Genomic DNA, 13,912 nt, shown 5'->3' with positions numbered 1-13,912 from the left:
TATCGTGGAGAAGGTCATTATTAAATTAAACAACGGGCTGCAATATGCAGCCCAAGTTGTTTTAATTATCATGGTATTCTTAGTCACATTTGACGTCCTTGGCAGATGGCTCTTCAGCCAGCCGATCTCGGGTGCTGTTGAAGTTACGGAGCTTGGCCTGTCCATGGTTATATTTCTAACCATTGCCTATACCCATTTAAAAGAGGAACATATTTCGATTGATTTTGTTTTTAATAAATTCCCTGCAAAAGTTCAACGGATCATGGAAGGGATTGTCAACCTCATTATTACAGCATTGATGCTTTTGCTGGCATCGAGTTTGTTTTTGTATACAGAACGTTTACTCACTGCAGGGAGAGTAACAGGTGATTTAGGTTTACCTGTATATTTATTTGCTGGACTGGCGGCTATTTGTGCAATCGTTTTTGCTTTAACCAGCCTGTTACTGTCCCTAAAATATTTTGGAAAGGTGGGTAAATGATGAGTTCGGAACTGATTGGCTTAATGGGGATAATCGCCGTTCTTGTTTTATTTTTCCTGAAAGTCCCGGTGGCGATCACCCTGATTATCGTCAGTTTACTTGGAACGGCCCTAATTAATAGCTGGGACGTAGCATTCTCTCAGTTGGGTAGAACCCCATTTGATACATCGAGTGATTATTCATTGAGTGTTATCCCATTATTTATTTTGATGGGTATGATTTTATCTTATACAGGTATCGGTAGCGATTTATATCGTATGGTTGATAGCTGGATTGGTCATTTTCGTGGCGGTTTGGCGATGGCAACCATTGGGACTGCAGCTATTTTTTCATCTATATCCGGTTCTTTAAATGCTACGACCGCTACAGTGGCAAAGATCTCTTTACCTGAAATGGAAAAATATAAGTATAAACCTGGGTTATCAACATCTAGTGTTGCCGCAGGTGGAACACTTGGGATTTTAATTCCGCCAAGCGTTATATTAATTTTATATGGTATCCTGACGATGGAGCCAATTGGTGCATTGTTAATTTCAGGGATCATTCCGGGTATTTTACAAATTTTGATCTTCCTAATTACGGTTGCCATTCTGGTTCGCAAAGATCCTTCCATTGCACCGCCCAGAGAAGGCATAGCTACCTTTTCTGAACGATTTCGTACACTGAAAAATATATGGCCGTTTATAGGTCTGTTTCTTGTCAGTATTGGCGGTATTTATTTAGGGGTCTTTACGCCGACAGAAGCAGCTGGTGTAGGTGCTTTTGGTGCACTTATGTTCGCGCTCATCTCTCGAAAGCTCAATTGGCAAAGGTTAAAGCATTCGCTGGAGGATGCGGTTCGGCTCACTGCTTTCATTTTCCTTATTATAATAGGGGCAAATTTATTTGGACAATTTTTGGCAGTTAGCAGGATTCCGGTAATGCTTACAACATTTGTGGGAAATCTTGATATGAATCCATATCTTGTTCTGATTGCTATATTAGCTGCATTATTAATCCTCGGCTGTTTCATTGAGAGTCTGGCGCTCATTGTTATTACATTGCCGATTTTATACCCGATTATTACCGATTTAGGGTTTGATGGTATTTGGTTTGGTGTTATTATGATCATGGTTATAAATATTGGTGCATTAACGCCGCCGTTAGGAATAAGTGCTTTTGTAATTAAAGGGGTAGCAAAAAATGTTCCGATAGAGACCATCTTCAGGGGTATTATCCCAATGATCATTGCGATGATCATCTGTGTGGGAATACTTATCATTTTCCCTCAACTGGTTACAATTTTACCGGATTTAATGAATTAGTATAAAAATAGTATCCTAAACTGTGAAAAAAATAGACTATACTGATGGGAGACAGTATTGTCTATTTTTACATTTTGACAACTATAGACGGTATCTTTGATATGAAGTAAAGGTAGGGATGAAAAAATGGCATCTTCTCAAAATCTATATGATATTATCACAGATGACGATGGTAAGATATATTTAGATGATGAAAGAATGATATTAACATCAACGTCTGTTTTTGGGACGCTTAGAAAAGATTTGATGGATAATATTTCGGTAGACCGAACAAAAGGATTCCTTATTCGATATGGGTGGAACTTGGGTAAAAATGATGCACAAAAAGTGCTTTCGAAAGATTTTTCTTCACTGGAAGAGGTTTTAAAACAGGGCCCCATCTTACATGCGATGAAAGGCTACACAAAAGTAAAAAGATCCGACCTGCAGATCAGATTTTCTTTAGATGGAGCAATTGAAACTATTCATGTAGAAGGGATTTGGTCTGATTCTTATGAGGCTGAAGAGTATTTAAGACAATTCGGAAACTCTGAATCTTCTGTTTGTCATACCCTAGTTGGTTACGCAAGTGGTTATTATTCGGAAATTTGCCAACAACCTGTGCTTTTTAAAGAAGCTTCCTGTAAAGCATCAGGTTCCAATGATTGCTATTATATTGGGAAAACATTACTTGAATGGGAAGGGGAGATTGACGATGAGCTAAAGTATTTTGAAAATACAACAATTGTCAAAGAGTTAGAGGACACGTATGAAAAACTATTGGAAGAACGTAATAACCTTGCCAAAACGTTTGCCATTCACAAAAGAATAACCGACGAACTCGTAAACGAAAATGATTTACAATCCATTGCCGATGTTATTTTTCAGGAGACACAATTACCTCTTGTAATAGAAGATTCAAAGTTCCATATGTTAGCGAATTCGGGTTTGACATTGTCCTTTTATAATGAAGTGTACGAAAATTCCGCCTCTTTATTTCGTGAAAGCCACTATTTTTTTGATACAAAAGAGATTGATGGGGGATCTTTTAATCGATTAATTACACCAATAAAACTTAAGAAGAAGTGTGTAGGCTACTGCTCTTTTATATTCAATAAAGGCTTTGATATTTCACAAGTTGATCATATGATACTTGAACGGGCAGCATCGGTTTGTTCTCTTTATATGTTGAATGAAAAGAGTGCTTTTGAAGCAACAGAACGAATGAAGGGTAATTTTTTAGAGCAAATAATAAATGAGAATTTAATGTCAGAAAATGAAATCTTAAACCGAGGTACTTATATTAATATGGATCTTAGAAAGCCCTATTATATCGTTGCTTTAAAATACAACAATCATTTCACAGATTCGCAAAATGAGTTGCTTTTTCATGAGCAGGTAACGGAATATATCATGCAATATTTTAAACAGAGATCAAATACGTTAATTGGACAGTACGCAGGTACATTTATATTGCTTATTCAGCTGGAAGCAGGAGATGGTGAAATAAAAAAGTTATGCCATAATTTAATGAAACATTTAAACCGAAATTTTAAAGAGCATACATTCAAAATAGGCGTAAGTACTTTAGCGGAACAAATCCATCAAGCCCCAGATCGCTATAAAGAATCTCGTACAGCATTACAAATGACTGACTTTGTCGATAATGTCACTTTATTTGATGATCTAAGTATGGCAGGTATGTTGATTCATTCCAAACATAAGGGAGCAGTGGAACAAAAAGCTAGGCAGCTCTTAGGTCCATTGTATGAACAGAGAGAAGAGAATGCTGAGCTTATCAGGACGCTTTATGTATTTCTTACACATGGAGGCAACCTGGAAAAATCTAAGAAAGATCTTTCTATATCAATGAGTGGATTGAGGTATAGGATAAAAAGATTAGAGGAAATGCTTGGCCAAAAGGTCCGTGATCCATCTAATGGTTATCAGCTTTTGCTGACCTTGCAAGTATTAGTTGCGCAGAGAGAGCTGACAGTCGAATAAAATGTAAGTTTTCTGCCTTACGGCAGAATTTTTTTGTTCAGCTGATTAAATAAAAATTGCTTAAAACTACTCAATTTAAAGACAATTATTGTCGTATATAATGACGCTTTCATTTGATAACCTAACTGTATAGTTCAGTATTGAGTAATAAGGCGAAATTAATCGTCTTTGTCTTTGGTCTGTTCAGATCACTACTAAGTGAAGATTAAAAAAATGGAGGTTTTTTAAATGATGAACGGCAAAGAGTATCTTGAAAGTCTGAGGGATGGGCGAGAGGTGTTCTTGAACGGTGAAAAAGTGGATGATGTTACGACACATCCGGCATATCGAAATGCTGCTCGTTCGGTTGCCCAGTTATATGATGCACTACATGATCGGGAAACACCCGATATTCTTACAACAGAATCAGAGTTTGGTTTCCGCACGCATAAATTCTTTAAAGCTTCTAAGAGTGCAGAGGAACTACTGGGTGCGAGAGATGCAATGGCAGAGTGGTCAAAATTAAGCTATGGTTTTATGGGGCGAACTCCGGATTATAAGGCAGCATTTACAGCTTCTTTAGGCCCATATGCAGATTTTTACAAAGGCTTCGAAGATAACGCAAGAAGATGGTATAAAAAAGCTCAAAAAGAAGTTCCCTTTTGTAATCATACAATTGTAAACCCGCAACTGGACCGAGATCAACCACTTCATAAAAATAAGGAAGTATTTGTTCGGGCTGTTGAAGAAAGAGATGATGGAGTGATTGTTAGCGGTGCCAAGATGGTGGGTACGTCAGCTGCATTAACGCATTATAACTTTGTAGCAAACTATTCTCCCCAAGACTTAGGAGAAGGAGATATAAGTCACGCGATCATTTTCTTTGTACCTATGAATGCACCAGGGTTGAAGGTTATTAGTCGTCAATCTTATGAAGAAATGGCTACCAAGATGGGGACACCCTATGATTATCCTTTATCTAGCCGTTTTGATGAGAACGACGCAGTTATTGTTTTGGATAATGTCCTTATACCGTGGGAAGACATTTTAACCTACAACAATGTTGAGATAGCAAATGGTTTCAGGCCAAAAACTGGTTGGGTGAATCGTTATACTTTTCAAGGATGTACACGTTTTGCAATTAAACTAGATTTTATGGTTGGTCTGCTTTTGAAAGCAACGGAAATTGCGGGGACGAGTAAATTTAGAGGAGTTCAGGCTAACATTGGTGAAGTGATTTCTTACAGAAATATGTTCTGGGCGATTTCAACAGCCATGGCTACAAACCCCGAACAAGGTCCGGGCGGCATCGTGTTGCCTAATTCAACGTATGCCACAGCTTATCGTACATTTGCACCATCAGTTTGGCCGAAGATAAAACAAATTTTTGAACAGGTTGTAGCAGGTGGTTTGATTCAGATGCCGTCCAGCGCTAATGATTTTCTTAACCCGGAACTCCGTCCATATTTAGATCAGTACTATAAGGGATCTGGTGGTGTAAGTGCTGAAGAAAGGATTAAGGTTCTGAAATTAACTTGGGATGCCATCGGAACAGAGTTTGGTGGCCGTAATGAATTATATGAAATCAACTATGCCGGCAATCACGAAGGCATCCGATTAGATGCACTAAAAATGGCGGATACAGCGGGGCAAACTGATCAATATAAAGCGTTTGTTGATCAAGCTTTAAGTGATTATGATCTTTCTGGGTGGACGTCAAATACTTGGATTAATCCTGAAGAAGAGTTTGAAAAAACTTTTCAATAGTGATTAAGGAGAACCCTCTTTGCATTATGGAAGGCGCCTGAAGCATAAGGGGGTATCTTTTTTCTCAATTATCTTGGTAGAAAAATCAAGCGTCCCAAATGCTGTTAAAGCGTATACCCTCAAGAATTCTTCGAAATATTATAGACAATGTTGAAATGATATACAAAATCATATATAATTTATTTAACATAACAATGAGGAGGGCATTGATGTGGCTTACGAAGAAATTAAAAGAAAACTGAGAGGGTCTATCGCACCTGTAGTGACGCCATTTAAAGCAAATCACGAGGTGGATTATGAAAAGCAATCAGGGTTGATCGAATTTCAGCTCGAAAATGGCTCTCATGCTATCTCTGTTACAGGAACTTCCGGAGAACCAAGCTCGCTCACAACTGAAGAGCGTGTAAAAGTAATGGAGAATGCGATGAAAACGATTAATGGCCGTGTTCCTTTTGCTCCCGGCACTGGTTCCACCAACCACGATGAAACTATCTATTTAACAAAGAAAGCAGAAGAAATGGGTGCTGATGCGGCGATGGTGATTGTGCCGTATTATAATAAACCGAACCAGGAAGCTCTGTATACACATTTTAAAACGGTTGCAGACGCTGTTGAAATTCCCATTATTATTTACAACATCCCGGGGCGGACAGCTCAAAACCTTGAAGTTTCTACGATGGCTCGACTTGTGAACGACTGCCCAAATATTGTTGGGGCAAAAGAATCCAACAAAGACTTTGAACATGTAAATAGAGTTATGCTTTACTGTGGCAGAGATTTCCTTCTTTATTCTGGTATCGAATTGCTTTGCTATCCAATGCTTGCGATCGGTGGAGCAGGATCCATCAGTGCAACAGCGAACGTTGAGCCAAAGAAAGTAGCAGAGTTGCACAATGCTTGGGAAGAAGGCGATGTGAAACACGCACAAGATCTTCACTTTGAACTTATGAAGTTAAATGACGTACTGTTCAAGGATACTAATCCTGCCCCGGTGAAAGCTGCGTTAGGCATGATGGGGAAAATTGAACCCGTTCTTCGTTTGCCAATGGGTCTGCCATCTAAAAGTTTGCAAGAAGAAATTAGTGAAACATTGAAAGAATACGACATTAGTGCACAGCATGCGTAAAACAAAAAAGCTGCTCTATATAGCTGTAAGAGCTTATGGAGCAGTTTTCAGTTTCGAAAAAGACGCAGGCAAATTAAATTGTTGAAATCATATATTATTTTATATATAATAATAGTATAAGGGAAATCTTAAACGAGGAGTGATAACGTGTCTAAACAAGTAGCGAGTGCAACGTTGGATTCTGTGAAGAAAAATGTGAAAGACATTCAACTTTACATTGATGGAAATTTTGTGAATGCTGCGAATCAAGAAGTATTTTCAAATCACAATCCATTCACCAATGACAAAATCAATGATGTTGCTTCCGGAGATAAAGATGATATTGAGCAAGCAGTCTCGGCAGCTCGTAAAGCGTTTAAAGGCGAATGGGGGCAGCTTAAACTCAAAGATCGCCTAGCTTACATTAACAAAATTGCAGATTTAATCGATGAACACATCGATGAAATAGCACCGCTAGAATCGTACGATACAGGTCTTCCGATTAGCCAGACGAAAAAAATGGTCGCCCGTGCGGCGCATAACTTCCGTTTTTATGCCGAGATGGTTAATAGCCGCCTGGTCGGTGAAGTGTATCAAGTTGATGACGAATTTTTAAACTACACTATTCATAAACCGGTTGGCATTGCCGGCCTCATCACACCGTGGAATGCACCATTTATGCTGGAAACATGGAAGATCGCACCAGCTTTAGCTACTGGGAACACCGTTGTGTTAAAACCTGCAGAATGGTCTCCGCTAACCGCGAACCGTTTGGCAGAAATTATTGATAAAGCAGGATTGCCAAATGGCGTATTTAATGTCGTGCATGGTTATGGAGAAACAGCTGGTGCTTCTCTTGTTGCCCATCCGGATGTGGAACTCATTTCATTCACCGGAGAAACAACGACAGGCTCAGAAATCATGAAAAATGGTGCTGATTCACTTAAACAATTTTCAATGGAACTGGGTGGTAAATCTCCGATTATCGTATTTGATGATGCGGATTTCGAACGAGCACTAGACGCTGCCACATGGGGAATTTTCTCATTTAATGGCGAGCGTTGCACAGCAAATTCTCGTATATATTTGCATGAGAGTATCGCTGAAAGTTTTACAGAAAGATTAAAGGAAAGAGTTCAAAATATTGCTGTCGGTGATCCGATGGATGAGAAAACGCAAGTAGGCCCGCTTATCCATACGAATCATTATGAAAACGTAAAGGGATATTTGGAGCTGGCAAAAGAAGAAGGCTGTGAAGTTTTCAGCGGTAACATCCCAGAAGAAGTAAGCCGAGGAAACTTTATTGCGCCTACCATTCTGCTAGGTGCTCAAAACTATATGCGTATCGTGCAAGAGGAAATATTTGGTCCAATCATTGCTGTAATGACATTCAAAGATGAAGAAGAAGTGATTGATCTTGCCAATGATGTACGGTATGGACTTGCCGGATACGTCTGGACAAACGATATCAAACGAGGTCATCGAGTTGCCCAAGCCATTGATTCCGGAATGCTTTGGGTTAATTCCCAAAATGTCAGAGATCTTCGTACGCCATTTGGAGGTTCAAAACATAGTGGGATTGGCAGAGAAGGTGGCCACTATGCCTTTGAATTTTATACAGAGATTCAAATTATCCATGTCGCACTTGGCGATCACCATATCCCGCAGTTTGGCAAATAAAAAGCGTAGGACGTATTTACTGGAGAAGTCTCGAGCGTTTGTATAAAGCGCTCGGCTTCTTCGAAACAGTTGGAAGCGTTTTATTTAAAAGCGGGGCGAGGAGTTGGGAATATGTTGAAAATGGACATAGCTGTAAAACACCCTTTATTTATAGGAGGAAAATGGCAGGAAGCTAATCAATATGATGAACTACGCTCCCCCTATTCTTCTGAAAAGATAACAGAAATACCAAAAGCAACAAGCGAGGAAACGGAGGCGGCCATTCAAGCGGCAGAAAATGCTCAAGAAGAGATGCAACAGCATGCAACAGTTAAGTGCTCATGAAAGCTGCAGGGCTCATTGCCAAGGAAGCTGACAAACCAATAGCCACAGCTAGAGGGGAAGTGGATCGTACAAATTTGCTTCTCAAGAAGCTAATCAATTATATGGGGAAACGCTACCAATGGACGCAGCGCCGGGAGGCGAACGTAGACTTGGATATACCGTTCTTGAACCCCTAGGTAAGATCGGGGCCATTACACCATTTAACTTTCCGATGAATTTAGTCGCTCATAAAGTAGGGCCGGCAATTGCGACCGGTAACACGATTGTTTTAACCGGCTTCCCAAACACCATTATCTTCTTTCTTTTTAGCAGAGCTACTTCAAGAAGCCGGACTGCCCGATGGTGCATAAATGTCATAACTGGCAGTGGGCGTTCCGTAGGAAATCAGATTGTGACAGATGAACGTAAGTATGATTACTTTCAACGGAAGTCCAGAAGTCGGAAAAGAGATTCGGTGTAAAGCAAGTTTACGTTTTGGCTTGCAAGCAGGTATCTACACAGGAGATATTCAAAAAGCCATGAAAGCATCTGATCAACTTGAAGTGGACGGCGTCATGATCAATGATATACCAACCTTTAGGGTCGACCATATGCCATATGGTGGAGTGAAGGAAAGCGGCACTGGCCGAGAGGGTATTCGTTATTCTGTGAAAGAGATGACGGAAATGAAATTTGTGATGGTCAATAATAATTAGGATTTTCTGATCGATCCTCCCTAAGAAATGGGGGGATCGGATCAGTAGACATATATTGCATTGTGTAAGCGATGACAAAGATGGAAGGGGTGTACTTGATGAAGAAACTTTTACCGTTATTCGCCAGTTTGGTCTTGTTAGGTGCTTGTGACATTACTGAAGGAGCGTCAGGTACGACAAACGAAAATAATGAACTCATATTTTCTCATTTTTTCCCTGATAATCATATTCAAGAAACTGAACTTGTCAGTGGCTTCATTGATGAGACAGAAGAAGCAACAGAAGGCAGAGTGACATTTTCATCTTACTCAGGTGGGCAACTGGCAGATCCGGACGGACATTATGAAGCAGCGGCTACAGGTGTAGCTGATGCCGGATTTAGTGTTCACAGTTATACACCAGGGCAATTCCCTTTAACATCGGTTATGGAATTGCCGTTTATGAGTGGGTCGGGAACGACTGGATCAGAAACGTTGTGGCAGCTATATGAAGAATTTCCGGAGATACAGGATGAATACGATGACACCGTTCCCTTATGGTTGTCCACTTCAGAACCCGGATATATTTTCACAAGGGATGAACCTGTGGAGCGTCCTGAAGACCTTGAAGGCATGATTATTCGTTCTCCATCACCTGAGGTAAACAATTGGTTGGAATTGATGGGAGCAACTCCGGTGTCCATGCCTATGGCAGATACTTATCAGGCCCTGCAACAGGGTGTTGTCGACGGAACTGTTGGCCCTCCCCACACCTTAGTTGACTATAGTTTACATGAACTAGTGGACTATGTAACCGTTGGAGATTTTTATTTCACAACATTCTTTGGTGTCATGAATCAAGACAGCTGGAACTCTATTGATGAGGAAGATCAGGAGGCCATGAAAAAAATCATGGGCGAAGAAACCGCGAGCACTGCCGGTGAAATTATCGATGAGCGTTCTGACGAAGCAATGGAGGCAGCGGTAGAATCGGGCGCTGAAATTATTGAGTTAAATGATGACCAACTCGAGAAATGGGAGGAAGAAATGCAGCCCGTTATTGATGATTGGATTAATCGCATGGAGGAAGAAGGTCTCCCCGGTGAAGAAGTTTACAAAAGAGCTGAGGAATTAGGAGATGAACAGGGGTAGATAAGATGTGGCAGTATATTGAAAAAGCTGAAAAGGTAGTAACAGCCCTGAGCAAATTCTTCCTCATATGTGCGAGTATTATCATACTCTTTATCATGGCGTTAATCCCAGTGGATATTCTATTGCGGTATTTTTTTAGCCAATCTATTACGGGCACCTATGAATTGGTGGAGATGGGAACCGCATTAATGATTTTTTTTGCCCTAGCGATGACCCATCATTATCGAGAGCATATTGCTATTGGTTTTTTGGTCGATCGATTGTCCCATCGAGTTAGGAATTTTATTGAGGGATCGGTCGAGGCTGTTGTGTTCATCGTAGTGATTGTAATGGGCTATCAACTATGGGAACATGCAATGCGAATTATGAACCGCTCGATCATTACGACTGACCTTGGCCTCCCGCTGTATCCTTTTATCATTATTGTAGCAGGTGCCACGTTTATATTTGCGGCCAAAGTTTTGTTTAATGGCTTGAGTCATTTCAGGGAGGTGGCGCAGAAATCATGAGTCCGGAATTTATAGGCATAATGGGTGTTGTGGCTCTTCTCTTGCTATTTTTATTTAAATTTCCTGTCAGTATTGCCTTGATCATTGTTGGTGTTACAGGGTTTGGTTTGATCAGGGGATTTGATACGGCAATGGTACAATTAGGAAGTATGCCATTTAACACAGTAAGCGATTACTCATTAAGCGTCATTCCCCTTTTTATTTTAATGGGCATGTTTTTGTCTCATAGTGGGTTCGGGCAAGATTTGTATCAATCCGTTGACAAGTGGATCGGGCATTTAAAGGGAGGAATGGCGGTCACCACCATAGGGACCAGCTCAGTCTTTGCTGCAATTTCCGGCTCCGTCAATGCCACCACCGCTACGGTCGCAAGGATCTCTATCCCTGAAATGAGACGCTATAACTATAGTATGTCTCTTTCTGCGGCTTGTGTAGCGGCAGGTGGAACGTTAGGACCGTTAATCCCTCCTAGTGTCATTCTAATATTATATGGAATTCTGACAATGGAGGATATAGGGTCACTCCTTATTGCCGGGATTATCCCCGGAATTGTCATGATGCTTATTTTTATACTCGTGATATATTTATGGATTGCTAAATATCCCGATGCGGCTCCTCCAACCAGTAAATCTTCCTGGAGTGATCGTTTTCGTTCATTGAAAAATGTTTGGCCGTTTATCTTTTTATTTATCGTCAGCATTGGCGGTATTTATTTGGGGATATTTACACCTACAGAAGCGGGTTCTGTCGGAGCGTTTGGCTCGTTTCTTTTGGCAGTATTAACCCGACGCCTCAACTGGTCAGCATTAGGAAAAGCCTTAAGTGATACATTACGTTTATCGGCGATGATCTTTTTAATTTTGATCGGCGCCGAACTCTTCAGCCAATTTTTATCGATTAGTCGTATCCCTACAGAGCTTACTTCGTTTGTCCAACAGCTTGATTGGTCGCCAATTATGATTTTAGCTGCTATTTTACTTGTTTATTTTCTGTTAGGGCTGTTTTTAGAAGGCATCGCGATCCTTGTGCTCACACTCCCCATTGTTTATCCTTTAATTACATCTCTTGGTTTTGATGGCCTTTGGTTTGGAGTAATAATGGTAATGGTCGTTAACATTGGTTTAATCACACCTCCGCTTGGCATTAGTATTTACATTATCAGCGGTGTCGTAAAGGATATCCCTATTGAGAAAATATTCAAAGCGGTTATGCCTATGGTGGGGGCGTTAATTATCGGTGTGATTTTGTTTACGTTATTCCCGGAAATTATTATGGTTTTACCTGATTTGATGAACTGACATATTCAGGAGGGAGGATAATATGAAAACCATCAAGCTACACCACCCAATATCAAATACGTGTAAAGACAATAGTGAACCGTGTGTGATGGCTTTAGGTTTTTTTGATGGCCTACATTTAGGTCATCGCCAGATCATAAAAACAGCAAAGTCACTGGCTGATGAAAAAAATGTTCAGCTGGCGGTTATGACATTTTTCCCCCATCCAAGTGCTGTTATTAAAAAAGGGGAGCAAATAACAAAGTATTTGACTCCTCTTGCTGTCAAAGAAAAGATGTTTGCAAAACTTGGTGTCGATTTATTGTACGTTGTGGATTTTAATACAGAAGTGGCCAAAATACCCCATGATGCTTTCGTCGATGAATACTTGTATGGTTTGAAATGTCGGCATGCTGTAGCCGGGTTTGATTATAAGTATGGATTTAAGGGGAAAGGCGATATGGCTCAACTGAATGTTGACGCCGCCGGCCGTTTTGGAGTGACCATTGTCGAAAAGCAGGAAAAGCATAATAATAAGATCAGTTCAACGTTATTACGTGACCTTATTTCTTCCGGAAAAGTAGAGGATATCCCTGATTATCTCGGCCAGCGCTATGAATGCCGGGGCATGTTGCATAATAAAGGAAAGCACCGCGTTCTTTATATCGATCCCGACTATTTTCTTCCGTGTCCAGGCGCTTATGAAGTCACTTTGGTCAACGGTAGTCTGGTTACTAAAGGCATTTGTGAGGTGTCCTCCTGCGATCGGCCGGGTGAACTAAATGTTAGATTGTTTCATGATCAATCAATTGCAAATGAAACACCTATTCACTTGCATTGGGAAAGCTTTATTGCCGATTACGAAATGGATGCATTTCATGCGCAGAGTCGGTTTGATGATATGGAAGTGAGTATGTGATTTAAAAGAGCTGAGAGCAAGTAATGGTACACCTGCTAACATTAGTAATAGTTAACCAGTAGTTATTATTTTGCCTCAGCTAGTGCAGAATATCTGAAATAAACGGTCACACCTGTAAAGGACGACCTTTGTACGTCCATCGAAACGGTTTGGCAAGAAAACGATTATAATAATCGCTATAATGAGCTAAGCGATAAGCCAAATTGTCAATGGATGTAAAACTGGCTCTCGGATTGATTAAGTCACGGCTCAGAATGCTAAACCAACATTCAATTTGATTGAGCCATGAGCAGTGCTTCGGTGTATAAACGAACTGGATGCGATGACTTTGGTCTTTGAGAAATTGCTTTCGGGTTTTCTTGGTTTTTAGGACGCCGGAATGGCCTTTCTTGCCGAGTGTATCTTGTGGAATACCGCATTGGTCAGCGACAAAATGGACTAAAGATTCAGATTGATGCGTATTAAGTTGATCAAGCACAAAGACATACAAGGCCTCGGGATCCTGAGCCACAACGTTTCCGATGTGTTCAACAAAGTCCTTTTCCTTTCGGGTGGGTCGAATCATCGGAGCCACAATTTTTCCTGTCTGAACGTCTCGGGAGGCGATCAGACCGGTCGTGCCATGCCGGATGTATTCTTGTTCCCGTTTTTCCGGGGAACCCGGCTTCATCGGTTTCGCAGGACGGGCATGTTCAAGGGCTTGGATACCGGTTTTTTCATCGGTGCACAAGTAAAACCTCACCGTTATGTGCCGACAAG

At 40.7% G+C, this 13,912-nt stretch carries 14 protein-coding genes; 13 read left to right on the top strand and 1 reads right to left on the bottom strand.

The window, feature by feature from the left end:
- Positions 1-4 precede the first annotated feature (4 nt).
- From BLS58_RS07595 to BLS58_RS07545, 13 genes are all read left to right on the top strand, one after another.
- A complete protein-coding gene (locus BLS58_RS07595) occupies positions 5-481 on the top strand; it encodes a TRAP transporter small permease (RefSeq protein ID WP_090397617.1) in 477 nt (158 codons plus the stop codon).
- The gene (locus BLS58_RS07590; protein ID WP_090397615.1) at positions 481-1,785 is read left to right on the top strand and encodes a TRAP transporter large permease; all 1,305 of its coding nucleotides are present in this window, start codon (positions 481-483) and stop codon (positions 1,783-1,785) included. Before BLS58_RS07595 ends, BLS58_RS07590 begins: the two co-directional genes overlap by 1 nt.
- Positions 1,786-1,911: 126 nt before the next feature.
- Positions 1,912-3,768 (top strand): XylR N-terminal domain-containing protein, encoded by a 1,857-nt coding sequence (locus BLS58_RS07585; RefSeq protein ID WP_090397612.1) that lies wholly within the window; start codon positions 1,912-1,914, stop codon positions 3,766-3,768.
- A gap of 228 nt (positions 3,769-3,996) precedes the next feature.
- A complete protein-coding gene (locus BLS58_RS07580) occupies positions 3,997-5,514 on the top strand; it encodes a 4-hydroxyphenylacetate 3-hydroxylase family protein (RefSeq protein WP_090397610.1) in 1,518 nt (505 codons plus the stop codon).
- A 211-nt stretch (positions 5,515-5,725) separates the two neighbouring features.
- Positions 5,726-6,640 (top strand): 2,4-dihydroxyhept-2-ene-1,7-dioic acid aldolase, encoded by a 915-nt coding sequence (gene hpaI, locus BLS58_RS07575; protein WP_090397609.1) that lies wholly within the window; start codon positions 5,726-5,728, stop codon positions 6,638-6,640.
- A gap of 147 nt (positions 6,641-6,787) precedes the next feature.
- Entirely contained in the window at positions 6,788-8,299 is a 1,512-nt protein-coding gene (gene hpaE, locus BLS58_RS07570; RefSeq protein ID WP_090397607.1) for a 5-carboxymethyl-2-hydroxymuconate semialdehyde dehydrogenase, read from the top strand.
- Positions 8,300-8,410: 111 nt separating this feature from the next.
- Positions 8,411-8,623 carry a hypothetical protein gene (locus BLS58_RS18365; protein ID WP_425433680.1) on the top strand — a complete coding sequence of 71 codons (213 nt, stop codon included), beginning with the start codon at positions 8,411-8,413 and terminating at the stop codon, positions 8,621-8,623.
- 118 nt (positions 8,624-8,741) lie between these two features.
- On the top strand, positions 8,742-9,083 hold the full coding sequence (locus tag BLS58_RS18360; protein WP_425433679.1) for an aldehyde dehydrogenase family protein: 342 nt from the start codon (positions 8,742-8,744) through the stop codon (positions 9,081-9,083).
- A complete protein-coding gene (locus tag BLS58_RS18355; protein WP_425433678.1) occupies positions 9,022-9,318 on the top strand; it encodes an aldehyde dehydrogenase family protein in 297 nt (98 codons plus the stop codon). Before BLS58_RS18360 ends, BLS58_RS18355 begins: the two co-directional genes overlap by 62 nt.
- Before the next feature lie 98 nt (positions 9,319-9,416).
- Positions 9,417-10,448 carry a TRAP transporter substrate-binding protein gene (locus tag BLS58_RS07560; RefSeq protein ID WP_090397605.1) on the top strand — a complete coding sequence of 344 codons (1,032 nt, stop codon included), beginning with the start codon at positions 9,417-9,419 and terminating at the stop codon, positions 10,446-10,448.
- A 5-nt stretch (positions 10,449-10,453) separates the two neighbouring features.
- A complete protein-coding gene (locus tag BLS58_RS07555; protein WP_090397603.1) occupies positions 10,454-10,957 on the top strand; it encodes a TRAP transporter small permease in 504 nt (167 codons plus the stop codon).
- Entirely contained in the window at positions 10,954-12,255 is a 1,302-nt protein-coding gene (locus BLS58_RS07550; RefSeq protein WP_090397600.1) for a TRAP transporter large permease, read from the top strand. Before BLS58_RS07555 ends, BLS58_RS07550 begins: the two co-directional genes overlap by 4 nt.
- A gap of 22 nt (positions 12,256-12,277) precedes the next feature.
- Positions 12,278-13,153 (top strand): FAD synthetase family protein, encoded by an 876-nt coding sequence (locus BLS58_RS07545; RefSeq protein WP_090397599.1) that lies wholly within the window; start codon positions 12,278-12,280, stop codon positions 13,151-13,153.
- A 106-nt stretch (positions 13,154-13,259) separates the two neighbouring features.
- On the opposite strand, the gene BLS58_RS07540 is transcribed toward BLS58_RS07545, so the two are convergent.
- Positions 13,260-13,883 carry a transposase gene (locus BLS58_RS07540; RefSeq protein WP_090397598.1) on the bottom strand — a complete coding sequence of 208 codons (624 nt, stop codon included), beginning with the start codon at positions 13,881-13,883 and terminating at the stop codon, positions 13,260-13,262.
- Positions 13,884-13,912 lie beyond the last annotated feature (29 nt).

The organism is Natribacillus halophilus (assembly GCF_900100185.1).
GTDB lineage: Bacteria > Bacillota > Bacilli > Bacillales > Marinococcaceae > Natribacillus > Natribacillus halophilus.
Note: the sequence above shows the minus strand (reverse complement) of the source record. Positions and strands in the feature narration are given on the sequence as shown.

What these genes read in the sequence shown, in the direction of transcription:
- BLS58_RS07545 (WP_090397599.1), top strand. Translation starts at nt 12,278, where the DNA reads ATGAAAACCATCAAGCTACACCACCCAATATCAAATACGTGTAAAGAC.
- BLS58_RS18355 (WP_425433678.1), top strand. Translation starts at nt 9,022, where the DNA reads ATGAACGTAAGTATGATTACTTTCAACGGAAGTCCAGAAGTCGGAAAA.
- BLS58_RS07560 (WP_090397605.1), top strand. Translation starts at nt 9,417, where the DNA reads ATGAAGAAACTTTTACCGTTATTCGCCAGTTTGGTCTTGTTAGGTGCT.
- BLS58_RS07580 (WP_090397610.1), top strand. Translation starts at nt 3,997, where the DNA reads ATGATGAACGGCAAAGAGTATCTTGAAAGTCTGAGGGATGGGCGAGAG.
- BLS58_RS07590 (WP_090397615.1), top strand. Translation starts at nt 481, where the DNA reads ATGAGTTCGGAACTGATTGGCTTAATGGGGATAATCGCCGTTCTTGTT.
- BLS58_RS07555 (WP_090397603.1), top strand. Translation starts at nt 10,454, where the DNA reads ATGTGGCAGTATATTGAAAAAGCTGAAAAGGTAGTAACAGCCCTGAGC.
- BLS58_RS07550 (WP_090397600.1), top strand. Translation starts at nt 10,954, where the DNA reads ATGAGTCCGGAATTTATAGGCATAATGGGTGTTGTGGCTCTTCTCTTG.
- BLS58_RS07585 (WP_090397612.1), top strand. Translation starts at nt 1,912, where the DNA reads ATGGCATCTTCTCAAAATCTATATGATATTATCACAGATGACGATGGT.
- BLS58_RS18365 (WP_425433680.1), top strand. Translation starts at nt 8,411, where the DNA reads ATGTTGAAAATGGACATAGCTGTAAAACACCCTTTATTTATAGGAGGA.
- BLS58_RS18360 (WP_425433679.1), top strand. Translation starts at nt 8,742, where the DNA reads ATGGACGCAGCGCCGGGAGGCGAACGTAGACTTGGATATACCGTTCTT.